Here is a 24,547-nt window from a genome sequence, read left to right on the forward strand (position 1 = left end):
TAGCAACGACCGGAAGGGGTCATCATGAACACCACAGCGAACAAGGAGCACAGCGCCGCATCACCAGCATCAAGCACCACGGCAGCCATCACCGCATCCACCCCACAATTGAACATCCCCGAAGCCTCCAATTCAACGATTCGCAAGCTCACGTTCTCCTCGTTCATGGGCAACTTCATTGAATGGTTCGACTACGCTTCCTACACCTACTTCGCCACCGTTATCGCGACAATCTTCTTCCCCAACCAAGATCCAACCGTCTCACTGATCCAAGCGTTCGCCGTCTTCGCGCTATCGTTTGTCGCCCGCCCAATCGGCGCCGCATTCTGGGGCAGCTGGGGCGATCGCCACGGCCGCAAAAGCACGCTCACCCACTCCATCCTGTTCATGTCCGGCGCAACGTTCCTTATCGGATGCCTCCCCGGATACGCCACCATCGGCATCGCCGCACCAATTCTTCTCCTGCTGCTGCGCTGCTGCCAAAGCTTCTCCGCATCCGGCGAATACGCGGGCGCAGCCACATTCCTCAGCGAATCCGTTGGCCATCACCGACGCGGCACCATCGCCGGCTTCATTCCCGCATCCGAAGCAGCCGGCCTGCTCGGCGGCTCCGCAGTGTATCTTATTGAATCCACGCTCATGTCCGACGCGATGATGAACGCGTGGGGTTGGCGCGTCCCGTTCCTGCTCGCCGCGCCGTTCGGCCTCATCACCCTGTTTATCCGTGAGCATCTGAGCGAATCGCCCGCTTACCAGCAGGAGCAGCAGCTCGTTCACGCACAACAGCAGAGCGAAAAGGTCACGCCGCTGCGCGTGCTGTTCCGCTCCTACCGCAAGCCGCTCGTGCTCACGTTTGGCGCATGCGTATTGAACGCCGTCGGTTTCTACACGGTGCTCACGTACCTGCCCACGTACCTGACAACCACGTTGCACACTGATGACACGCTTGCTTCAGCCGCAACCACCACCACGTTGATTGTGTATGTTGCGTTTGTGATTTTCACCGGCTATCTATCCGATAAGTTCGGCAGAAAGCGTGTAATGCTCGCCGCTTCCGTACTGTTTGTGATTTTCACCGTGCCAGCATTTCTTCTGCTCGATACTGGCAATGCTGTGGCGATTTTCGCCGGCGAGATGGGCATGGCGATGATTCTCGCACTGAACGATGGCGTGCTCGTCAGCTTCCTGCCCGAAACGTTCCCGACTGAAGTGCGCCTTTCCGGCTTTGCGATCAGCTTCAACACGGCAAACGCGATTTTCGGCGGCACTGCACCGCTCGTCGCCACTACGCTCATTTCCGCAACTGGTAACGCGCTCGTGCCCGCCTACTATCTCGTTGCAATTGCAGCGATTGCGTTCGTAGCAATCTGGCATACGCAGCTCAATAAAGACTTGTTTTTCTCAAGCGTCAAAACGCCAGTAGTAACACCCGCATTGAGCCCCGCAATCGCCTGAGATAACTGCCATGCGTACGTTAAGCAATGCCCTCCACGTAGCCGAGCTGACGGGAGATGAGATGCGCGTCATGCAGCACAATATCGCGAATCTGCGCGAATGCGGCAGGCGTGACGCGCGGCTTGGGCGCTGCGATAACCAGTGCAGCCATCAACGCACCATCAGCTCCGAAAACGGGGGCGGCAAGACTGAATTCGAACGGATCGCTCTCGCCATCGTTGAGCGCAAAACCCTCTTGGCGAATATCAGCAAGTTCGCTGCGAATACGCGCAAACACCGCCTGATCACTACGATCCACACCTTCAATCCGACCGTCGCGCAACGCTTGCTCTGCCTCATTCCACGGGCGGAACGCAAGACTGACTTTCACCGAAGCAGAAGCCCATCCACGGTAGCGAGTACCCACTTCTTGCGTGTGACGCACCAGCTTCGGACTGGGGATTTGATCAATTACGATCGGGTCAACATCTTCGATCACCGCGATTGCGGCCGTCTCGTGAGTGCGCGCCACCTCATCTTGCAGCAGCGGGTGAGCGATGCGCCGCACATCAACATTCGACAACAATGGCGAAACCAGCGCAAGCAGCGATACGCCCAAACGGTATTTATCCGTCGAGGCATCGCGATGCAAATAGCCAAGCTGCTGCAAGCTCGTCATCATCCGTGAAACCGTGCTTTTATGCACGCCGATCATCCGCGCTACATCAGTAACACCGAGTTCGGGGCAATCCGCAGAAAAACACCGCAAAATCGCAAAAGCATTCGCTAACGACGACGGAACGCGGCGCGGATCATCCGCATCGCCTGACTCTTCGCCCGGCGTCACGCGGGATTCTCTCTCGGACATAGCGCACATAACTATCCACTGTATACCGCGCAAGTCATTTCAATAAACCTCAGCCTGAAAAAGTCTCAGAAAGGAACTCTCATGAGCGAGACCACCACCATCAGCGAAGCCGAAGAATACTGGCCGGAAGGCTTCTCTGTTAAGGAATCCAAGTTCAGCACCTCACTGGAAGGCCACGGCGCTGTTGACGACTACAACAAAGACCGCAAGCCTGGCCCGATTTACGTGAGCCGTAAGCATGATCGTCGCTTCGGCGGCATCCAGACGTTCGCGAAACTGCCCGTATGCCTCACGCCGGAGGATCTTGTTGCCGGCAAGATGGATGCCGCCGTGTACGGTGTGCCGTGGGATTCGACCGTTTCCGGCCGCTCCGGCGCGGTAATGGGCCCGATGGCCATTCGCACCATCGACTATCTCGGCCAGAACACGGAGATTGGCCGCGGTTCGATGGGCTTGGAAACTCACGTGAACCCGTTCGAAACGTTGAATGTGTGCGATTTTGGCGATGCGCCTATTGTGCGCGGCAATACGCCGAAGTCGTTCGACGCGGTACGCAAGTTTGTTGGCGCGATCGTCGAGACCGGTACGATGCCGATCGCTATGGGCGGCGACCACGGCATGACCTGGCCGGTAGTGACCGCGCTTGCTGATCATTACGGATACGGCAAGATCGGCGTTGTGCATTTCGACGCGCACTGCGACGCGTGGGAGGAAGGCCCTGATTGCATTGGCGGCCACGGCACTCCGATGCGTCACCTGATCGAAAGCGGCGCTGTGCCGGGAACGAATTTCGTGCAGGTTGGCCTGCGCGGCTACTCCCCCGACCAGTCGCTGCAAGATTGGATGGCCGAGCGTGGCATGCGCTGCCATTTCATGGCCGAGATTGAAGCGCGCGGATTCGACGCCGTGCTGCAGGATGCGGTGAACGAGGCGATGGAACAGGCTGATTACCTGTATCTTTCGCTGGATATCGACGTGGTGGACCCGGCGTACGCGCCCGCGACCGGTACTCCTGAGCCGGGTGGTTTGCGCAGCTGGGATGTGCTGACCGCGTTCCGTCGTCTCGCCGCCGAGGTGGGCATTATCGGCATGGAAGTCGTCGAGGTCGCGCCGCCGTACGATGGCCCGGGCGAGATCACGTCGCTGCTGGCGAACCGCCTGATCCGCTCCGGTCTGACCGGCGTTGCCATGCACAAGCTTGGCATTCGCGAGCCGAATTATCTGCACCCAGAGGCCCTTGACTTTGGCCTTGCCCGCAAGCGCATGGGGTGCGATAAGTAAGCATTACCAAGCGCATTAATATGCGGCAATCTCTACGGCCGACTGCGACTCGCTCGCAGCCGGCCATAAGCGTCTGTACTAGACCACCCCCTCCAAGCCATCAAACAGCAAAACTTGAGCCACCCGCACTCAACTTTTTCACTGTGGGTAAAATCGGGGAATGCGAGCCGGGGAATGCCTATTGTGTGAGGTGAAAGGACAAGGCAGGAGCTCCGGAAGGGGTTCCGGGAACGGCCACGATAGTCGGCAGGCTTCCTGTAGCGATGAGGATCACTACAGGAAGCGAGGCTGGCGAGCCAAACCGTTCCACTCCATGCAGTTTGTTTTGTAAGGAGTACCGATTATGGCAATGTTTCCGGCTTTGATGAATGACACGATGTTCTCGGATCTGTTCGACGACCCGTTCTTCCAGGGTTGGCGCTCCGATGATAACGGCTCAGCTGCCGTAATGCCCGCCAACATGATGAGCACCGATGTTCGCGAGACTGACAAGGCGTACGATGTGGACATCGATATGCCTGGCTTTGACAAGAACGACATCAACCTTGAGCTCAACAACGGCTATCTGACCGTTTCGGCCCACAAGGATGAGGATTCTGGCGACAAGGACAAGGATGGCAAGTGGCTGCGTCGCGAACGTTACGTTGGCACTTGCTCTCGTAGCTTCTACGTTGGCGAGGATGTGAAGGAATCCGATATTCACGCCAGCTATAAGAACGGCACGCTGTGCATTCAGGTTCCGAAGACCCAGCCGGCTCCGCAAGTCGAGTCCAAGCACACGATTGCGATTGAAGACTAACTAACGGTCTACTCGCATGAACTTCACTCATGATCGAACCGCACGATAGCAGTTTGACACTTACACCGCATGTCCCAATGCGATAGGCTTTATTTCCTTCGCCGCCCCGCTCTACGCGTTCAACGCCGACAGAGGTAGCGGGACGACGGGAAACAAGCCATAACATGAAAGCCCTCGAATGGTCTCATCGATCATTCGAGGGCTTTTTGCGTTACATGCGATCACACGCGCATAGCATCCTTAGCGGCTTCAACCTGGTCAGGACCGCCTTCGCCGGCTGCGATGAAGCGTCCGGAGGCGAGCACATAGTACTTATCCGCGCGCTCGACAGCGAACTGCACTTTTTGCTCTACGAGCACGACGCCGATGCCTTTGTCTTCAGCCATCGTACGAATGGCTTTTTGAATGTCGGCGACGATGTTCGGCTGGATGCCTTCGGTCGGCTCGTCGAGAATCATGAGCTTCGGGCGGGTGATGAGCGCGCGTGCGATGGCGAGCTGCTGGCGCTGGCCGCCGGAGAGGAGGCCTGCGCGGCGGTTTGCGAATTCTTTGAGGACTGGGAACATTGCTACTGCTTCGTCGTAGCGGGCTTGCGCTTCGGAACCGTAGCGGTCGGCGACGACGTGCAGGTTTTCGTCGACGGTCATGGTGCCGAACGACTGCTGGCCTTGCGGCACGAACGCCATGCCTTTGCGGATGCGCTGGTTTGGCGCGGTTTTGGTGATGTCTTCGCCATCAAAGGTGATTGAGCCGGATGAGACCGGCAGTAGGCCGAGAATGGCTTTGAGTAGTGTGGTTTTGCCGGCACCGTTGTTGCCGACGATGCTGACCCACTGGCCGGCTTCAACGTCGAAACTAATGTCGTTGACGACGGTCACTTTGCCGTAGCCAGTGTTGAGATTGTTCACTTCAAGCATTGCCATGATATGTTTCCTTGTGCGCGTGTTTTGTTCGCAATATGGCTGTTGACTACCCCTCCGTCACGCTTCGCGTGACAGCTCCCCTGACAAGGGGAGCCGAGAAGGGGGTGGGTTATTCGCCTCCGCCCAGGTAAATGCGGACGACTTCGTCGTTATTTTGGATGTCTTCGACTGAGCCTTGGGCGAGGATTTCGCCTTGGTTGAGAACGGTGACGGAGTCGGCGAATTGGCGCATGAATTCCATGTCGTGTTCGACGATAATCACCGTGCGGTTCTTGCTGCATCGCTTGAGCAGCTCACCGGTGGCGATGCGTTCGGCTGGGGTCATGCCGGCAACGGGCTCGTCGAGCAGGAGCAGGTGTGCGTCCTGTACGAGGAGCATGCCGATTTCGAGCCACTGCTTTTTACCGTGGGGCAGGATGCCGGCCGGCTTGTGCGCATCTTCGGTGAGGTTGCACACGTCCATCATGTATTCGATGTTCTGCGTGACGCCGCCCATCGGTCGGAACAGGTCGCGGCCTTTTTTGCGGAAGCCTTCGGCGAGCTGGAGGTTTTCGAGCACGGTGAGTTCTTCGACAACGGATGCGGTCTGGAATGTACGACCAACACCGAGTTTGACGATGTCGTTCGGCTTTTTGCCGAGCAGTTGTTCGCCGCGGAATGTGGCTGATCCAGTGGCGGGCACGAGGCCGGTGATCGCGTCGATAATGGTGGTTTTACCAGCACCGTTGGGGCCGATGAGGAATCGCAGATCGCCGTGTTCGACGGTCAGGTCGAGGTTTTTGACAGCGACGAAGCCATCAAATTCGACGTGCAATCCTTTGATTTCGAGGTAATCGTTCCACTGGCCGCCACGGTCGTCGAGCACGGCGAGCTGGTCGTACAGCTTGGCGCGTTCTTCGACGATTTCGGCTTTCATCTGCGCAGCTTCGTCGCGCATGCGCTTGGCTTCGTCGCGCATTTGCACCATTTCAGCGCGCAGCTGTTCCAAATCCTCTTTGGAGGCGGGGGTTGAAGTGTTCGTCATAGTCTGCTCCTCTGTTCCGTTCCCACGCACTATCACGCTGTCGCAGTGCTTGTTGTTGCAGCCGCGCTAGCAGCAGCACCAAGCCCGAATCGTTCTTTGAGCCATGGCCACAATCCCTTGAACTGGCCGAGTCCCATGGGAATGAATGCGATTACCAGAATGAAGATCAAGCCTTCAATGTACGTCCATGCGGACGGATACGCCTCGGACAGCTGCGTTTCCGCGAAGCGCACGAGCAGCGTGCCGATAACCGGGCCGAGCAGGGTGGTACGGCCGCCGATCACCACGCCGGCGAGCATCAAAATCGACGGGGTCACGCCGATGTCGGACGGTGAGATGATGCCGACGACCGGCACGATCATGGCGCCGCCGATGCCAGCGAACATTGCGGCGAGCGAGAACGCGAACACTTTGATCGACGCGGGATTGTAGCCGAGGAACTTCATGCGGTTCTCCTGGTCGCGCACGCCGATGATCAGATCACCCATGAACGAGCGGCGAATCCACCATACGATGAGCACCATCGCGAGCGTCAAGAATGCGCAAATGTAGAAGATCATCTGCTTGTTCGCATCGTCGGTCAGGTCGTAGCCGAAGAAGCCTTTGAAATCGTTGAGACCATTCGTACCGCCGGTGGTCTTGGACTGGCCGATGAGCAGCACGGAGAATGCGGCGACGAGCGCCTGCGAGAGGATTGCGAAGTATGCGCCGCGCACACCGCGGCCGAACACCGCGAGACCAAGCAGTGCGGCGATTGCGCCGGGGACAGCAGCCACGCCGATCACGGCGATCACCGGATTGCGGAACAGCTCCCAGAAGCCTGGCACTTCAGTAATGCCGTACTGCGACATGAAGTCCGGAACTTGGCCCGGGCCAATGTCCGAAAGCTTCATATGAATGGCCATCACGTACGCACCGAGGCCGAAGAACAGGCCTTGGCCGAGCGTCAGCATGCCGCCCTGGCCCCACGCGAGACCAATACCGACCGCGACCATCGCATAGCACAGGTACTTCGAAAGCAGCCCGAGGTTGTACACACTCAGCACGCTCGGTGCGAGCAAAATCAGCACAACCGCAATTGCAGTGCCAATCCACGGCTTGTATTTGGTGTAGAACTCACCTGCAGCGGACGTGGACGCGCTGCCAGAAACAGTTTTCTTGCTTGCCATAATCGTCTCCCAACGTCTCTATCTGACCGCTACGCCAAGTTCCTTGAACGAATCGACACCAATCCCTGCGGGCGGAACTGCAGGAAGACCACGACGATCAGGAACACAGCCACCTGACCAATCGACGCGGAGGTTGGCAGTTCAATCGCCGACTGGGCGAGGCCAAGCACGAACGATGCGATGACTGCGCCCTTGAGCTGACCAACACCACCAGCAACAACCACGAGGAACGCTTGCACAATGAAGGTCGTACCGAAGTTGAAGCTGATCGAGTTGAGCAGGCTCAACGCCACGCCTGCAATACCAGCGATACCAGAGCCAAGGAAGAAGGTCACATGGTCAACCGTGCGGGTTGAAATACCGGAAACTTCAGCCAGATCACGGTTTTCGGAAGTTGCGCGAATCTGACGGCCAAGCGGCGTGAGCTTCAGAATCGCGTACAGCGCGGCCACGCACACCACCGACAGGATGAAGATGAACAGTCGGCCAGCGGAGAAGCTGTAGCCGAACACAGTCACCGGGTTCGTCAACGCTTCAGGAGCGGAGGCGTACACCGGGGTCGCGCCGAAAATATCACGCGCCAGCTGCTGCAAAACTAGCGAGACACCAAAGGTGACTAGCAGCGTATCCAGCGGGCGCATACGCATCCGTTCCAGCAGCAACACGTCCAGCAGCAGGCCAAGCAGGCCGGCTACCACAAAGCCAACAACAAGCGCAACGGCGAGCGCAACGCCTTTATTGCCGATGAGCGTGCTCATTACATATGCGGTGTAAGCGCCGGCCATCATGAATTCACCGTGCGCGTTGTTGATAACGCCCATCTGGCCGAATGTCAGCGACAGGCCAAGCGCGGCGAGCAGCAGGATCGAGCCGTTTGACAGGCCTGCCACGATCTGCGGAAATAACATACCCATGATTCGCGTTCCTTCTCTCTCGTCAGTTCTCGCTCGAATCAGCGCTTGCACTCAGGCTCTTCGCCCAGCTGTACCCCTTCAAATACGGGTCGGGCTTAATCGGGCCATCGGATTGCCAAACGGTGTGAATGAGCTTGTCTTCGCCGATTTTGCCGATGTATGAGGTCTTGTAAATATGGTGGTTTTCGCCATCAACGGTGACTTTACCTTCAGGAGCATTGAAGGTAACACCGTCCGCCGCAGCCTTGACTTTGTCGACGTCGAATGACTTAGCTTTTTCGACCATGCCCTTCCACAGATACACGGATGTGTATGCGGATTCCATCGGGTCGGAAGTCGGGCGGTTAGCACCGTACTTTGCTTTGAAGTTCTTGACGAATGTTGCGTTCTGCTTGTTATCCAACGTCTGGTAGTAGTTCCACGCGGTCAGCTGGCCCTTGACGTTATCAACGCCGATTGCGGAAACCTCTTCTTCAGCGATGGACATGGAGATCACCGGAACGGTGTCGGCTTTCAAGCCGCTCGCCTTGTATTCCTTAAAGAACGCGACGTTCGAATCGCCGTTCAGCGTGTTCACTACCGCGTCTGCGCCGGAGAACTTGAGCTTGTTGACGATCGTCGTGAAGTCAGTCGAGCCCATTGGCGTGTACTCTTCGCCGACAACTTCCATGCCGTTGCCTGCCGCGTACGCTTTCACCACACGGTTCGCGGTCTGCGGGAACACGTAGTCGGAGCCGACCAAGAACAGCTTCTTATAGCCCTTCTCTTTGAGATAGTCGAGCGCCGGCACGATCTGCTGGTTCGGAGCTGCGCCCGAGTAGAAGATGTTCGGGCTCGCTTCCATGCCCTCATACTGCAGCGGGTAGAACAGCAGCGCATTGTCCGCCTCGAACACGGGCAGCATGGCCTTGCGCGAGGAGGACGTCCAACCGCCGAACACCGCAGCCACGCATTCCTTTTCAATAAGCGTCTTGGCTTTTTCAGCGAACACCGCCGGCTCAGACTTACCATCCTGCTGAACAACCTTCAACTTCTTGCCCAGCACACCACCGTTCGCATTAATCTCATCAACGGCCATATGCAGCGAATCGCTCACCGTCTGCTCAGAAATCGCCATCGTACCGGACAGCGAGTTCACAAAACCAATCTTGATTTCGCTGCCCGACGTGTCCACACACGACGATGTTTTCGCGCTCGCGGCGCTCGTACTGTTCTCATCCAGCGCTTCTTTTTCAGCGACGGTGCGTCCCCAGCCGCAGCCGCTGGTCGTCAAAACCGCGGCCGCCGCGCACAGCGCTGCTGCGATGCGCATTGCTTGTAGTCTGGCCATACGTCCTCTTCCTCTCGCGTATTGCCGATGGTTGCGTTAGCGAGGAAAAGAATGGCAGCGGATAGTTGACACACGGTTGCTTCAATGTTTCCGAAACGTCTCAAGCGTGACGAACACGTTACGCGCCCAATCGCATTGCCTTATATCAAGCGGCAACAAGCCATATCTGACTACGTAGAGAAACCTGCGTAGAAATCAACCATTATTTGAATCCATATGCAAAAGCCACATCACAACCGCAGCTACCGCTCTATTCCACCGCGTCTCTCACACGCTTTCGTAGTACGCTTGGGAACCATGAATATCACTGTTTTGAATCACCCGCTGGTTGAGCACAAGCTCACTGTGCTGCGCGACAAGAACACCTCTTCCGCTACCTTCCGCGAACTCGTTTCCGAACTCGTTATGCTCGAAGCATACGAAGCTACTCGCGACCTCGACGTCGTCGATAAGCCCATCGAAACACCCGTCGCCCCGATGATCGGCAAACACATTGCTGAGCCTCGCCCGATTATCGTGCCCGTTCTGCGCGCCGGCCTCGGCATGCTCGACGGCATGACCAAGATGATCCCCTCCGCTGAAGTCGGCTTCCTCGGCATGAAGCGTGACGAAGAGCACCCAACTCAGCAGATCACCTACGCGAACCGTCTGCCCGAAGATCTCTCCGGCCGCCAGTGCTTCCTCATCGACCCGATGCTTGCCACCGGCGGCACCCTCGTCGCCGCCACGCATTACCTCGCTGAGCGCGGCGCCAAGGACGTCACCGCCGTCTGCATTATCGCCGCCCCCGAAGGCATCCAGTTCGTCGAAGAGCACATCGACCCCTCCATCGACTTCAAGCTCGTCGTATGCGCCGTCGACGAAAAGCTCAACGACAAGTGCTACATCGTGCCAGGTTTGGGCGATGCTGGCGACCGCCTCTATGGCGTAATTGATTGATGGAGTGTCAGCTGCGTTGTTCCTCGGTCGCGGTACTCAGTACCGCTTCCCTCGGTACGCCTTGCTGACACACGCATCAATCAATTCCGCCGCGTCATCGACTAGCGGAGCGTTCGTTTTCTTGGCCCCCTCGGCTAGGCCGAGCCGTGAAGCAAACGCACCGCGTTTGTAGGCGAGGAGCGAGCGACAGCGAGCCAGTAGCATAGCTCGCGTAGCGAGTCTATAACTCCCGGCGCAGCCGGGTGGGGGAGCGTCACCACAATCAACGCAAGTACATCTCACAATCCAACAGGAGACACATGCAAATCGATATCATCGCGCCAGGGCGCGTAAAAGAGCGCTACTTACGCGACGCCATCGACGAGTACTCCAAGCGATTAAGCCGCTACTGCAAGCTCAACATCATCGAAGTCGCAGACGAGAAAACACCCGACCACGCCTCCGAAGGCGTTGAGCGGCAGATCAAAGCCAAAGAAGGCGAGCGCATCGCCAAACACTTGCGCGACAACGCGTATGTGATTGCGCTCGCCATCGATGGCAAACAACTCAGCTCCGAAGAGCTCGCTGCAAAAATCGACGATTTGGGCTTGCGCGGAACGAGTCATATTCAGCTGGTTATCGGCGGTTCCATCGGTCTTGATGATGCAATCCTGCGCCGCGCCGACTACAAACTCAGCTTTTCAAAAATGACGTTCCCCCATCAGTTGATGCGCGTGATTTTGCTTGAGCAGCTGTATCGCGCGTACAAAATCAACGCTGGCGAGCCGTATCACAAATAGTCACCAATACATCGTCGCCCGCGCGGGGCAGTCTGGTTGTCTGGTTGCGCATAATCCAGCAGCAGAAAGATGGCGAGCTATGCACGTTCTCGAACAATACACGCATGGTAAGCACGGCGATCCCGCGCTCAACGAGGACGGACTGTTTGTAGGCGATACGTACGCCGCCGTGGTTGACGGCGTGACGAGCAAAAGCACAGCGAATATTTGGCATCCGACGCCTGGAGTTGTGGCGCACACAATCGCGTTGCAGGCTATCGAGCGCGCGGATGCCGATGCGCGCAATGCGACTGTAATCATGCGCGATATGCAGCAGCGTATTGATAGCGCATTGCGCGCGCAGTACAACATGCTGGCAAGTGCCGCGCAATCTGCTATGTCGACTGCCGCACTGACTACCGCGCAATCTGCCACAAGCGACCAGCAGCAGTTCGATGAAGCTTATTTCCGCGCGCATCCAAACGATCGCTTGCAACTCAATGCCGTCATATATTCCGCGCAAACGCATGAAATCTGGCTGTTTGGCGACTGCCAAGCGATGGTCAACGGGCAGGCAATCCCCACGCTCAAGCGCGTAGATGCGCTTTTGGGCGAACTGCGCAGTTTTGCTTGGCAAGCGCTGGAACTGCAAGGCGATGACCATCATCGTGATCAGGCAGCCAGCGATCCCGCACGCGAGCTGATTCTGCCGTTTCTCCGCTTGCAATCGAACTTTGCAAATCAGCGCGGCAATTACGGCTATTTTGTCTTTGACGGATTTACTGATCTCGATTATCCAATTCGCACGATCCGTGTCTCCCCTAATGACGATATTGTGCTCGCCTCCGACGGCTACCCGCAGTTGCACCCCACGCTCGCCGACTCAGAGACTGCGCTGGCTGATCTGCGCAAGCACGACCCTCACTTGGTCCATGAGTTCAAAACCACTAAGGGATTTCAGCCCAATCTCGACTCCTTCGACGATCGAACCTTCCTCCACCTCATCGCCTAATCCCTAGCGTGCATATCCGGACTACGCAGAACCCTAAGGGGGTATCCGAATGGTCCGGATATGCACACACCCGATGCGAATAGTCCGGATATGCACACCATGCTATCGGAGACGAACCCATTAGTAGACTAGAAGGCTATGAAGGAATCCACGTCAGCCCAACCGACCCAGTCAGCCCAACCGACCCAACCGGTCCAGCTCACCACTGAACCAGCCAGCCAATCAACCGCCTCATCAACTGCCGAGCCATTGATCTCAGTCATCGTGCCGGTCTATAACGCGCAGACAGTTCTGCGATATTGCGTGGATTCAATCCTGGATCAAAGCCACCAGAACCTTGAGCTCATCCTCGTCGACGACGGATCCACCGATGATTCACCGCGCATGTGCGACGATTACGCCGCGCACGATCCGCGCGTACGCGTTATCCATCAACCCAATGGCGGTATCGCGGTCGCGCAAAATACTGGTTTGGATGCAGCCCGTGGCACCTATATCGCTTTTGCTGACAACGATGACATTCTCGATCGTCACAATCTCGAACTGCTCTTGCACGCGCTCGAATCCACCGGTGCTGACATGAGCAAGGCGCGCTGGCGTCAGTTCGGCGTCTCTCAGCTTGAAGCAGTCGCTGCCGAAGCCGCGCGCGGTGCCGCTGAGCCGCCACACGTCACCGTGTTCCGCAATCCATTGCGCGCGTATCAAACCGTATTCTGCAAAAGCCTGCGCCTAGCGGGCGATCGACTCGGCCGCAAGACCGAAACCCGATATTTCAACGAGGCCAACTGGTGCCGTCTCTACCGGCGCGAACTGTGGGATGGCGTGCGCTTCCCCGAGGGCATGTACGCGCAGGATGTGATGGTGGCCGGCGAGCTGTATTCGCGCATGCACAAGGTCGCCGATATTGACGTAGTGCTCTACCACTGGCTGCAATCAGCCAGCTCGGTGACGCATAACGAGCGCAGTTTCGGCTACTATCACGATAACGTTGCCGCCGGCGTCGCCAATTTCGCGCACGCGCTTGACGAGGGGATTGTGCCCGCGCGCAGTTATTACACGATGACGACCATGCTTGCCGATGAGCCGCACGCCCACGACGCTGATGATCCCGGCAACCGCGCTTGCTATGAGCGCGATCGTGCAGCCGTGCGCGCGCTATTGAGCCGACTCACACCCGCGCAACGCGTGCATTGTGCCACACTGGCCGCCATACGCCTAGCCGAAAAGCAGATCTACGATCGCAAAATCAAGAACATGCGCTAGCTCACGCACTACGCTCATCACCCGTAACCCCACTCGCTCACTACAATGAGCCATTAGAATCATTTCCACACAAAGGAGTTTGCCGTGAAGATTGCGGTTGCCGGTACCGGATACGTCGGTTTGTCGGTGGCATTGCTGCTGTCGCAACACAATGAAGTGCATGCGCTGGATATCGTGCCGCACAAGGTCGAGATGCTCAATGAGGGGAAAAGCCCGATTGTAGATACGGAGATTACCGCGTTCTTGGATGGTAATACGTCCGGCGAGCGCCCGCTCGACTTCCGTGCGACGCTGGATCCGCAGCAGGCGTACACCGGCGCCGATTATGCGGTGGTTGCCACGCCAACTAACTATGACGCGCAGCGCAATTATTTTGATACCTCCAGCGTGGAGGCGGCAATCAGCGCAATTCGCCAGTACAATCCGAACGCGTGGATTGTTATTAAATCTACGATTCCGGTTGGCTACACGCAGCAGCTGCGCGATCGCTTGGGTGATCGTCGTATTCTCTTCTCCCCCGAGTTTTTGCGCGAAGGTCACGCACTGTATGACAATCTGCATCCGAGCCGTATCGTCGCCGGCGCTCCGCAGGATGATGCTGAAGCCGTGGAGGCCGCTCGCACATTCGTGCAACTGCTTGCTGCCGGCGCGGCTCCTGAGGAAGCGACTCGCGTGAATCCGGATGGTTCGACTGGCATTCCTGAACTGGTGGTTGGCCCGACGGAGGCGGAAGCTATCAAACTGTTCGCTAATACGTATCTCGCGTTGCGCGTCGCCTATTTCAACGAGCTTGACACGTATGCGGAGAGCCGTGATCTCAATACGCGCGAGATTATCCGCGGCGTATGCCTCGACCCGCGTATTCGCGATAATTACAACAATCCGAGCTTTGGCTACGGCGGCTACTGCCTGCCGAAGGACACCAAGCAGCTGCTCGCTAACTATGACAAGGTGCCGCAGAATCTGATTGAAGCAATTGTTGAATCGAATCGTACGCGTAAAGAGTTCATCGCTTCGGAGATTGAAGAGCGACTTGAGGGCATTCAAAACCCGGTGGTGGGCGTATACCGCCTGACAATGAAGGCCGGCTCTGATAACTTCCGCCAGTCTGCCGTGCAGGGCGTGATGAAGCGCATTAAAGCGCGCGGTATCACTGTCGTAGTGTATGAGCCGACGCTTGCCGATCCGACATTCTTCGGCAGTGAAGTGACTCATGATTTAGCCGCGTTCAAAGCGAAGTGCGATGTGATTATCGCGAATCGTTGGAATGCTGATCTCACTGATGTGGCTGACAAGGTGTATACGCGCGACTTGTTCCGCCGAGATTAGTCAGCTGCCTAGCCGGCACCCAATACTTGACGATTGACGATCGGCGATATCATGGCATGATGGCCCGGGGTACACACGTGCCCCGGGCCGATTCGATTCCGTTTGGTTCGGTGCTACTCACGCTGAATCAATGCCAAACCAACGCTGAATCAACGCGAATCGAACACACCAAACAATACGGCAGAAGAATGGAAGAAGCGGATGAAACGCGGCCTGATATTGAATTTGCTCAGCAATGTCATGTTCTTTATTAGCGGATACGCACTCCACTACTTTCTAGGCAACACGATGCCGCCAGCCGCATATGGCATTGTCGGCACGATTATCACCGTACTGGATTTCGAGTACATGTTCGTCTCAAACGGCGCTCGCCAGTCGCTCGCTAGTCAAATCTCCCGCCGCCGCTACGACATACGCGATGTTATTGCAAAAACAACAGCATTCCAGCTGCTCGTTATCGCCATATTCTTCTGCATTAATTTCTTCGGCGCCCCGCTTTTTGGCACCATACTTGGCGATGATTCGCTGGACTTCTACTTCCGCGTTGCTGCCGGGCTCATCGTGGTGAACGGCTTGCAGGTGATTCTGCTCGGCATTAATGATGGCCTCCAACGTTTTGGCACCAGTGCGCTCCTAAGCACGGTGTACCCAATTGCCAAACTGGGCGTAATCCCCCTGATTATCTTCGTGTTCCGCGATGATCCAGTACTCGGCGTAGAGGTCGGTTTTATTCTGGCCGTAGCGTTCACGATTCTTCTGGGCTGCACACTGCTCGCAGCCGCCAATCATGCCCCGTTCCGCGAGCGCCGCGCCGATCGCATTCCATTCCGCGAGGTTGCGAAGCATACGCTGAGTTTCTCGTTCTTCTTCATCATGGTTTCGCTGGTGTTGAGCATGGATACGCTCGTCGTTAAAGCTACGGTTCGCCCGGCGGCCATGGCCGGCTACTATACGGGCGCGATGAACTTCGGCAAGATCGCCTATTACTTGCTGCAAGCGTTCGCGACGGTAAGCCTACCGGTGCTGGCGAAGCTGATCGGCGAGCGCCGGCGCACGGATGCAGTGCAGCGCATGCAAGAGTTCGTAATGCTCGCGTTCACGTTTATTCTGCCGATTTGTGTCATTATTTCGACATCGAGCTCGTCGTTGCTGGCCGCATTCTACAGTGCTGACTTCCGCGTAGCCGCGCCTGCACTGAGCATGCTGACCTTCTCGAATTTCTTTATGGGCATGACAGTACTGCTCAACATGGCGTTGAACTCGTTCGGTTCGAGCCGCTTCTCCGACGCGCTGTCAATAGTGTCGCTGGTGGTGACGATTCCGCTGTTCATCGCGGCAGCTACGTATGGCGGCATTTCCGCGATCGCGCTAGCGAGCATGGCATGCACCGGCTTGGCGATGCTGGCAACGCTACTGCGCGTGCGCGCGACGGCCGGCGCCCCCATTAGCCGCCGCTCGTGGATAGTACTGGGCGCAAACGTGGTGTTGGCAGCGTTGTCTGCTGCGGTATTCCACCTTGCACCCACCGATAACCTGCTGATTCTTGCAGTACTGTACGCGGCTCTGTACGGCGTGTACTTGGGCGTGGCTCTGATTGCCAAGATCGGCCCATTTGCCGATCTGCGTAACCTCAAAGCATTGTTCAAGCGCGGGTGAGTGGCCGGAGGGCTCGTAGATGTGCCCCGTAACTTGATTTTCGGCATTTTTACGGATACGGGGCACGCGTCACCCCTTTTCAGTACGGAGAATGGTGTAAGAAGCAGCACCATAACACTCTATAAGCCTTGGAATTTCGCGGTTTTACAAAACTCACAGATGGACTTGGCCACGGCGACGACTATCAAGCCGTGCCCCGTATCGGCGAAATCGACGAAATCGCGGATACGGGGCACAAAGCTACGCCAACAAAGTAACTGCAAGACAGCCAGCGAGCTTATCTACAAACAAAAACCGGCCGGAAGTGCAAAACCTCCGGCCGGCCAGTAGTCCACCTCAGCCAGTCTTAGTCGACTAGCTGACTCCGCCTAGCAGCACCGACTACTTTGTACGCACCCAGAAGTTGCCGGATGTACGCGACAAGTTCGGGTTGTAGTACGGGTCGTTCGCCACGATCGCAGCATACTTAGCGCGGAACTTGGCGGCCTCACGGTCGAGACGCGCTTTCTTCTTCTTGCTTTCCACGTCGTAGCCACGAGTCACCGACTCATAGTGGTACAGCTCAACTTCGTGCGCCCAAATGTTGTCGCGGCCGAGTTGATCATGCACGCGAATGCACAAATCAACATCGTTGTATGCGACAGCCAACGCTTCATCAAAGCCGCCAACAGCGTTGAAATCATCGGCCTTGATCATGCAGCACGCGGCGGTCACTGCATAATAATTCACGTTTTCAATCAGGCGACCGAAGTAGCCGAGGTAGCTGCGCGGGAAGCCCACCTGGATGTGGCCAGCCGCGCCGCCCAAGCCGAGCACAATGCCAGCGTGCTGAATCGTCTCAGTCGGATAATACAGCTTCGCTCCCACAACACCAGCGCGTTCGAGCTGCGCGAAGGAGACCATGTAGGTCATCCACTGCGGGGCAATCACCTCAGTGTCGTCGTTGAGGAACAGCAGGTACTTGCCGCGCGCCTTCTTGGCGGCGAGGTTGTTGATACGCGAGAAGTTGAACGGAATATCAATTTCCTCCACGCGGAAGCGGTCAGCACCCAACTGCTCTTCGAAGTGCTTGTACAGCTCGAACATGTGCGGGTTCGTGCTGCCGTTGTCCGCGATGATGATCTCGTAGTTCTTGTATTCGGTCTTCTCGATAATCGAGCTGACAGAACGTTCGATATTGTCGTAACCGTTCTTGGTCGGAATAATCACGGAGACGAGCGCCGGATCGGCGATCTCGCGGCGCACGTTGTAAATGCCGTTCGGGCCAGCGCACACGACTTCAGCCTTCACACCACGGCGTTCCATCGCGGACTGCAATGCGCGTAAGCCCGCGTCAGACGTGTAGCTCTTCGCGCTGCCGCTGGATGCCGTAGACGTGGCGAGCATACGCCAGTGGTAGAGCACCTTGGCGATATGCTTCACGCGCTCGGGGCTGGTTTTCTCCATGAAACGCAGCACAAGATCGTAGTCTTGCGAGCCCTCGTAGCCGACGCGGAAACCGCCGATTTCATCAACAATGCTCTTGCGATACACGCCGAAGTGGCTGATGTAGTTCGTGCTCAGCAGCAGGTCGGGCGCGTAATCCGGCTTGAAATGCGGGTCAGAACGGTTGCCGTTCTCGTCTTCCTTGTCCTCGTCAGAGTAGATGAGGTCAAGATCAGGGTTCTCATTAATAGCCTTGACAACCTCGTACAGCGCCTGCGGAGCGAGCTCATCGTCGTTGTCTAGCAGGCCTACGAATTCGCCGGTTGCGATGTCAAGCGCCGAGTTCGAGGCGCGCGAAATATGGCCGTTCTCCTCGCGGAACGTGACCTTAATGCGCGGATCGCGCTTGGCAAGCTCCTCAAGCAGTGGGCGCACGTGCGGCTTAGTGGAGTGGTCGTCCGCCAAGCACAGCTCCCAGTTCGTGTAGTACTGGTCCATAACCGAGTCCACGCACTTTTCAAGCCACTGGCTGTCCACGTTGTACACGGGAACCACCAGCGAGATGAGCGGCTGATGCGCGAACGACTTGATTTCGCGGCGCACAGCTTGCACATCGTAACGCTCAGTGCGCGCGATGAGCTTCTGATATGCGCGCTTCTGCCAGCGCGGCGCCCAATACTTTTCGACGAGTCGCTTTGCCGTGGCGCGCGGGTGGCGCAGCAGAGCGACCTTGCGCATGAAGGAGATCAGACCGGCGAGCACCGGGGAGGCGACGATCTCAAGCTGCTGTTCTTTACGATCAGTAGACGTAGAAAAGACGAGCGAGAGCTTTTCACGCCCGAGATTCTTACGCCCACCTTGCACGGCGATTACCGCTTTGAAGCCGAGTACAGCATCGCCCGGCACCGGGTTAGACACGTTCACGTCAAGGCGTACCTGGCGCTGCAAGTCACGCAAGCTCGCCCAACGGGAGGAGCCCAGCGTAATCTCCACTTCCTCATTGCCGTGCAGGTCAGCAGCCCAACCGGTTACGGTCACCGTGGAACCGTCGCTCGAAACTTCAGTACGGTCCACCGTGCACTTAATACCTTCCTGCTTTGCGTAATCTGCAGGGAAGCAAATGGACGCGAACGGGTCGCGCACGTTTTGATGAGCCTTCAAATATGCCAGCGAATCCTTCGGCTCGATCGTAATATGGTCACGCTTCACGTCAGTGAACACGGAATACGGCTGGAACAGCGTCGTCAAACCGCCCTGCTCCAGTGCGCGCACGCAGTAGTCGATACCGCGCAGGCCCGGCTTCAACTTACCGTTCAAACCACCGGTTTGCGTGAAGTTTTCACGACCGACAAGCATGCATTCCTCGGTCACCGCGAACATGTCACGCGGCAAGAGATCACGGAAGTAGTAGCCGATGCCCTCATCCCAGTCACCGCGCATTTCGAACGGCTGACCGCTTTTCAGCGCGCGCAACGTAACACCAACGTTGACAACGCGGCTGCGCTTATCCATGATTTTGCCGCCCACAACGCCAACGGACACGTCGTGCGCGTAGTTCACCATTTCGCGCAGCCAGTCTTTGCTGGCTGGCTTAACACCGTCGATGAGCATCAGCAGCGGTTCGGTTGCCGAAGCGGCTGCCTTATTCAACTGCTCGATTGTGGCAGCGTCGCCGCTTGCACCTTCGATACGCACAAAGCGTGCGCCCGGGTAGTCGGTCAGTTCTTTAAGCTGATCAAACTGCGCTTGCGAATATCCGCTAGCGAGTACAGCAACAGTCGGCTGCTGCTCGTAGCGATAATCGATTTTGTACGTGCCGAGATTGTCGAGCATACGCACGCGCCCGTCAATGCCACGGCGTTCGAGCGACGATTCAATCGCCTTGAGACCAGCCTCATACGCGTACATTTTGCTGCGCGGGTCGCCCGCCACGGAGCTGGCGAGCGTACGCCAGTGGTAGAGCATCTGCGGAATGTGATGCACGTGGTGAGCCTGCTCGGTAGCGCGCAGTACAAAGTCATAATCCTGGCTGCCATCGAATTCAGGGCGCAGTGGGCCGACTTTCTCGATCAGTTCGCGCGAAACGACAACGAAGTGAGTGATGTAGTTGTGGCCGAGCAGCAGATGCGGTGACCAGTCCGGCTTGAAGAACGGGTCGAAACGCGTGCCGTTTTCGTTGATCTTATCCTCGTCGGAATAGCAGAAATCGATATCCAGCTGCTTGTTCAGCGCTTTGACGATTTCGAACAGAGCCTGCGGAGCGAGCTCATCGTCATTGTCCATAAAGCCGATGTAGTCGCCGGTAGCCAGCTCGATTGCGGAGTTTGTAGCCTTGGAAATACGGCCGTTTTCTTCACGGAAGGTGACCTTGATGCGCGGGTCAGACTCGGCGAATTCTTCGAGCAGCGGGCGCACGTGCGGGGAAGGCGAGTGATCGTCTGCCAAGCACAGCTCCCAGTTCGTGTACCACTGGGCTTTTACGGATTCGATGAACTTACGCAGCCAAATCTCGTCAACGTTGTAGACCGGCGTCACGATAGAAATCAGCGGATTGCGCTCGAAGGCGTCAATAATCGGCTTCGCATCGCGTGCCGTCATGGTTTCATTGCGGCGAATCCAGGATTCGTAAAAGTTCTGCTTCTTGACAAAGCGACGCTTCACCGCGCCCATCAGCGCCTTCATACCCTGCGGCGTCCACGCGTGCTTCACATACGTGGACATCTGACGGAAGCGGATCGAATAGTATTCCATCTGCAGCTTGGTGTGCACGCGCTTGATATCAATGCGCTTAGGAATGCGCTTGCCTGGGGTATCGCAGAACAGCGTGAACGCGTTCATGCCGGCCGGCAACATGATTTTGAAACCGGTCTGCTCATGCGTGTCGATGCCGAACACGGGTTCGAGATCGGGGCGCCCGGAGCGCAATAGTTGAATGCGACCGGCCACATCTTTCTCAAGCGATAGATCAAGCGCACGCTTGCGCAGCTTGTCTACAGCCCAACCGGTAACCACCGTACGGCTTTGGCCTTCGGCGCTGATGGTCTGGATGGACTCGATGGACACTTGGTAGGTATGTGTACCCAGCACCGAATACATTCGGTCTCCTCACTCCAGTCATACTCGACCGGCTCTGCAGCTGGTCGAACGTTCAGTCAGTCAGTTCAGTCAAATGCTCAGTCAATTGAAATATCAACGACTTCTTCAGGATTAATCACGCTCATCACCGGGGCTGCGAATCCCTTGATGTGGAATCGGCAGGCGTTTTCGCACACGGTCAAGCGTTCCGCATCGCTTTGCAACGCGATATTGATACGGAAGTCACCAAAGGCAAGCACGTTACGTACCTTGACATGAGCCACATGATCGCCAGCGGCGATCTTCACGTGCTCATCCATGGAGAGCGGGAACGACAGTACCGGCACATTACGGCCGTCATACATGTCAATGAACAGGTTCTTCGCTTGAATATCACGATCGCACGCGAAATCTAGAGCGATGGTGAAATCTTCCTTCTCGGCCAAGAACTTCTGCGGTTCACCGTCGATGAGAATATCCACATTGTTGACCGTAACAACGTTGCGCTGCGCTTCACGCTCAGCTTTTTCGGCAGCGATCTGCGCCGCAGTCTTGGGCGGCAAGAAGGAGTCGGAGTACGCGTCGGCGATCTCATCCGGGTCGCCAATCTTGGAGATGCGGCCGTCTTGGATGAACATTGCACGATCGCAGTAGCGGCGCACATCAGGCATCGAGTGGGTGACCAGAATCACCGTCTTCTTCTGACGCTTAGCTTCGAAGAAATAGTTCTGGCACTTCTTTTGGAACGCTTCGTCGCCGACGGCCAGCACCTCGTCGAGCACGAGAATGTCACCCTGCGATTTGATAGCCACCGAGAACGCGAGGCGCACCTGCATACCGGACGAGTAGTTCTTGAGCTTCTGCTCCATGAAGTCGCCCAGTTCGGCGAATTCGACGATGTCGTCGTACATCGCGTCGATCTCGTCACGGCTGAAGCCGAGCATCGCGCCGTTCAGGTAGACGTTTTCGCGACCGGTGAGTTCCGGGTTGAAGCCAACGCCGAGTTCGATGAACGGCACGAGCTTGCCGTTCGTGGTGATCGTACCCGAGTTGGGTGTGTAGATCTGCGAGATCAGCTTGAGCAGCGTCGACTTGCCGGAGCCGTTCTTGCCGACGATGCCGAAGAATTCGCCCTGGCGGATGTCGAAGGTGATGTCCTTGAGGACTTCCTGGATGCGGTAGCCACGGATGCCTCGGATCCAGTTGAAGATCGTGTTCTTCAGGCTGCCGGCACGCTCGGTGGGCAGCTTGAAGCTCTTGTAGACGTGGTCGACTTTGAGTGCGACGGGACGGTCGGCGGGGGCGCCCTGCGCGGTTTTGCGCACGGGGGCGGCGGTCGCCTTCGTATTCGTCCTCTTGTTCCTATTGCTCTTGCTCATCACACCAACTCCGCGAAATACTTGGACTTGGCGGTGAAGTAGCCCAGTCCGCCGATGAAGATCAGGAAGGTGAAGATGATCGGCCACACCTTGAGGAACGGGTTGCTCACCCACTCCCAGATGGTCGGGTTCTCGGGGGCGATCATCACGTGGCGCGCGTCCTGCACGATCTGCGCGACCGGGTTGAGGATCAGGTCGAGTCGTGCGAACAGCGGGCCGAGATCCCCGGCCTTGCTGGCGATCAGCGAGATCGGGTAGATGATCGGGGTGGCGTAGAAACCGGCCTGCATGACGACCTCCCAGATCGGGTTGAGATCGCGCAGGTTCACGTAGACGGCGCTCAGGAAGAACGCCACACCGAGCGAGAGCATGTACAGCTCAAGCACGATCGGCAGGATCAGCAGCCATGTCCAACTCAGCTGTACGCCATTGAACAGCGAGAAGATGATGACCACCACGAAGTTGATGCCGAAGTTGATCAGCGCGCTCATCGACGAGGCGATGACCACCACGTATTTCGAGAAGTGGATCTTGCGCAGCAGATCGCCATGCCCGACCACCGACATCATGCCGCCGGTGGTGGTCTCGTTGAAGAAGTTCCACATGATGATGCCGAGCAGCAGCGCGACTGCGAAGTGCGGCACGTCCGCGCCGAAGCGGAGGAATCGCACGAACACCAGGTACATGATGGCGAACAGCATCAGCGGCTTGAGCACCGACCATACATATCCGAGCACGGACTGCTGGTAGCGGAGTTTGAAGTCGGTGCTGACCATCGCCTTGAGCAGCACCCAGTTCTTCCGCGTGAAGATTTCCGTGATATTCAAATGACGCTCCTAGAATCGAAGGACTCGGGGTATTCTACCAGCCGCCGCGGAAAGCCCACAGGTCGCCTCGACTATCAGTGTCATGATGAAGCCACGGTGGAAACGGCAACAGAACGCGCGCCAGCGGTATGAGCATCGCTGACGCGCGGCGGTTTAGTATTGCTATCTTTTGCTATCTGTAGGAATGTACAGTGATCTGCAATCGTTCGATCACAGATCGGCCGGGCGGGCGATGATCTTGTTCTCCGCCACATCCTTCAGATGCTTACCGTACGGGCTCTTGCCGTACTTGATGGCAGCTTCCATCAGCTCATCGCGCGTAATCCAACCGTTCTCGTAGGCGATTTCCTCCGCCACGGCGATCGGCAGACCCTGTGCGCGCTGAACCGTGCGCACGAACTCGCCAGCCTCGTACAGCGAGTCCATCGTGCCAGTGTCGAGCCACGCGTAGCCGCGGCCGAGCGTCTGCACGTTGAGCGTGCCATCTTCGAGGTACATCTTGTTCAAATCAGTGATTTCCAGCTCGCCGCGCGCGGAGGGCTTAACCTGCTTAGCGAACTCGGTGACGCGCTCATCGTAGAAATACAGGCCGGTCACCGCATAGTTGCTGGCCGGGTGTTCCGGCTTTTCGACGATGGAGATCGCCTTCTTGTTCTCGTCGAATTCAACAACGCCGTAACGTTCCGGATCGTCCACGTAATAGCCGAACACGGTCGCGCCATGCTCCACGGAGGCAGCGCGGCGCAGCGTCTTGCCCAAGCCGTTGCCGTAGAAGATGTTGTCGCCGAGCACCAGTGCACACGGCTCACCGTCAATGAACTCCTCACCGAGAATGAACGCCTGCGCGAGGCCGTCCGGGCTCGGCTGCACTTTGTAGGAGAACGTCACGCCGTACTGCGAGCCGTCGCCGAGCAGGCGCTCAAAGTTCGGCAGATCTTTCGGCGTAGAAATGATAAGAATGTCACGAATGCCGGCCATCATCAGCACGCTGAGCGGGTAATAGATCATCGGCTTGTCATATACCGGCAGTAACTGCTTCGACGTAACCGTCGTCAACGGGTACAGTCTCGTACCCGAGCCACCCGCAAGAATAATGCCCTTCATATAACCTCTTTCAAGCCCTGCCCAGCCGTGCGCTGTTG

General features: G+C 57.1%; 20 protein-coding genes. 9 read left to right on the top strand and 11 right to left on the bottom strand.

Annotation, left to right across the window (positions count from 1 at the left end; translation table 11 throughout):
* Positions 1-24: 24 nt before the first annotated feature.
* Positions 25-1,455, top strand: coding sequence for an MFS transporter (locus D2E25_RS05010; RefSeq protein ID WP_125980400.1), 1,431 nt, complete (start codon positions 25-27; stop codon positions 1,453-1,455).
* 19 nt (positions 1,456-1,474) lie between these two features.
* Here the strand turns inward: D2E25_RS05010 and D2E25_RS05015 are convergent, their stop codons facing one another.
* The gene (locus D2E25_RS05015; RefSeq protein ID WP_164514724.1) at positions 1,475-2,302 is read right to left on the bottom strand and encodes an IclR family transcriptional regulator; all 828 of its coding nucleotides are present in this window, start codon (positions 2,300-2,302) and stop codon (positions 1,475-1,477) included.
* A gap of 81 nt (positions 2,303-2,383) precedes the next feature.
* On the opposite strand from D2E25_RS05015, the gene speB reads away from it, so the two are divergent.
* Positions 2,384-3,583, top strand: coding sequence for an agmatinase (gene speB, locus D2E25_RS05020; RefSeq protein ID WP_125980404.1), 1,200 nt, complete (start codon positions 2,384-2,386; stop codon positions 3,581-3,583).
* Between the two features lie 343 nt (positions 3,584-3,926).
* Positions 3,927-4,382 carry an Hsp20/alpha crystallin family protein gene (locus D2E25_RS05025; RefSeq protein ID WP_125980406.1) on the top strand — a complete coding sequence of 152 codons (456 nt, stop codon included), beginning with the start codon at positions 3,927-3,929 and terminating at the stop codon, positions 4,380-4,382.
* A 221-nt stretch (positions 4,383-4,603) separates the two neighbouring features.
* Here D2E25_RS05025 and urtE read toward each other — a convergent pair whose 3' ends face one another.
* From urtE to urtA, 5 genes are all read right to left on the bottom strand, one after another.
* Entirely contained in the window at positions 4,604-5,305 is a 702-nt protein-coding gene (gene urtE, locus D2E25_RS05030; RefSeq protein WP_241217024.1) for an urea ABC transporter ATP-binding subunit UrtE, read from the bottom strand.
* Positions 5,306-5,414: 109 nt separating this feature from the next.
* A complete protein-coding gene (locus D2E25_RS05035) occupies positions 5,415-6,329 on the bottom strand; it encodes an ABC transporter ATP-binding protein (RefSeq protein WP_241217025.1) in 915 nt (304 codons plus the stop codon).
* A 32-nt stretch (positions 6,330-6,361) separates the two neighbouring features.
* Positions 6,362-7,498: an urea ABC transporter permease subunit UrtC gene (gene urtC, locus D2E25_RS05040; RefSeq protein ID WP_125980408.1), complete on the bottom strand. Its 1,137-nt coding sequence runs from the start codon at positions 7,496-7,498 to the stop codon at positions 6,362-6,364.
* A 29-nt stretch (positions 7,499-7,527) separates the two neighbouring features.
* Complete coding sequence (gene urtB, locus D2E25_RS05045) at positions 7,528-8,412, bottom strand: urea ABC transporter permease subunit UrtB (RefSeq protein ID WP_125980410.1); 885 nt, start codon at positions 8,410-8,412, stop codon at positions 7,528-7,530.
* Between the two features lie 22 nt (positions 8,413-8,434).
* Entirely contained in the window at positions 8,435-9,742 is a 1,308-nt protein-coding gene (gene urtA / locus D2E25_RS05050) for an urea ABC transporter substrate-binding protein (protein WP_125980413.1), read from the bottom strand.
* A 297-nt stretch (positions 9,743-10,039) separates the two neighbouring features.
* Here urtA and upp point away from each other — a divergent pair, with 297 nt between their 5' ends.
* The 3 genes from upp to D2E25_RS05065 all read left to right on the top strand — a co-directional run bounded on the left by upp (position 10,040) and on the right by D2E25_RS05065 (position 12,451).
* Positions 10,040-10,681, top strand: a complete 642-nt coding sequence (gene upp / locus D2E25_RS05055; RefSeq protein ID WP_125980415.1) for a uracil phosphoribosyltransferase — start codon at positions 10,040-10,042, stop codon at positions 10,679-10,681.
* A gap of 299 nt (positions 10,682-10,980) precedes the next feature.
* Positions 10,981-11,460, top strand: a complete 480-nt coding sequence (gene rlmH, locus D2E25_RS05060) for a 23S rRNA (pseudouridine(1915)-N(3))-methyltransferase RlmH (RefSeq protein WP_125980417.1) — start codon at positions 10,981-10,983, stop codon at positions 11,458-11,460.
* 79 nt (positions 11,461-11,539) lie between these two features.
* A complete protein-coding gene (locus D2E25_RS05065; RefSeq protein WP_125980419.1) occupies positions 11,540-12,451 on the top strand; it encodes a hypothetical protein in 912 nt (303 codons plus the stop codon).
* Positions 12,452-12,579: 128 nt separating this feature from the next.
* Here the strand turns inward: D2E25_RS05065 and D2E25_RS10790 are convergent, their stop codons facing one another.
* The gene (locus tag D2E25_RS10790) at positions 12,580-12,714 is read right to left on the bottom strand and encodes a hypothetical protein (RefSeq protein WP_277599949.1); all 135 of its coding nucleotides are present in this window, start codon (positions 12,712-12,714) and stop codon (positions 12,580-12,582) included.
* Between D2E25_RS10790 and D2E25_RS05070 the strand changes: the two genes are divergently transcribed.
* From D2E25_RS05070 to D2E25_RS05080, 3 genes are all read left to right on the top strand, one after another.
* Positions 12,701-13,714 carry a glycosyltransferase family 2 protein gene (locus tag D2E25_RS05070; protein WP_241217026.1) on the top strand — a complete coding sequence of 338 codons (1,014 nt, stop codon included), beginning with the start codon at positions 12,701-12,703 and terminating at the stop codon, positions 13,712-13,714. The two genes, D2E25_RS10790 and D2E25_RS05070, sit on opposite strands and share 14 nt — an antisense overlap.
* Before the next feature lie 84 nt (positions 13,715-13,798).
* A complete protein-coding gene (locus D2E25_RS05075; protein WP_125980423.1) occupies positions 13,799-15,043 on the top strand; it encodes a nucleotide sugar dehydrogenase in 1,245 nt (414 codons plus the stop codon).
* A gap of 201 nt (positions 15,044-15,244) precedes the next feature.
* A complete protein-coding gene (locus D2E25_RS05080) occupies positions 15,245-16,699 on the top strand; it encodes a lipopolysaccharide biosynthesis protein (protein WP_125980426.1) in 1,455 nt (484 codons plus the stop codon).
* A 381-nt stretch (positions 16,700-17,080) separates the two neighbouring features.
* On the opposite strand, the gene D2E25_RS05085 is transcribed toward D2E25_RS05080, so the two are convergent.
* The 4 genes from D2E25_RS05085 to rfbA form a co-directional block, all read right to left on the bottom strand.
* Positions 17,081-21,220: a glycosyltransferase family 2 protein gene (locus tag D2E25_RS05085; RefSeq protein ID WP_125980428.1), complete on the bottom strand. Its 4,140-nt coding sequence runs from the start codon at positions 21,218-21,220 to the stop codon at positions 17,081-17,083.
* Between the two features lie 77 nt (positions 21,221-21,297).
* Positions 21,298-22,578, bottom strand: coding sequence for an ABC transporter ATP-binding protein (locus D2E25_RS05090; RefSeq protein WP_125980430.1), 1,281 nt, complete (start codon positions 22,576-22,578; stop codon positions 21,298-21,300).
* Complete coding sequence (locus D2E25_RS05095) at positions 22,578-23,405, bottom strand: ABC transporter permease (protein ID WP_125980432.1); 828 nt, start codon at positions 23,403-23,405, stop codon at positions 22,578-22,580. Before D2E25_RS05095 ends, D2E25_RS05090 begins: the two co-directional genes overlap by 1 nt.
* A 210-nt stretch (positions 23,406-23,615) precedes the next feature.
* Positions 23,616-24,509 (bottom strand): glucose-1-phosphate thymidylyltransferase RfbA, encoded by an 894-nt coding sequence (gene rfbA / locus D2E25_RS05100; protein WP_125980434.1) that lies wholly within the window; start codon positions 24,507-24,509, stop codon positions 23,616-23,618.
* Positions 24,510-24,547 lie beyond the last annotated feature (38 nt).

The organism is Bifidobacterium goeldii (assembly GCF_003951095.1).
GTDB classification, from domain to species: domain Bacteria; phylum Actinomycetota; class Actinomycetes; order Actinomycetales; family Bifidobacteriaceae; genus Bifidobacterium; species Bifidobacterium goeldii.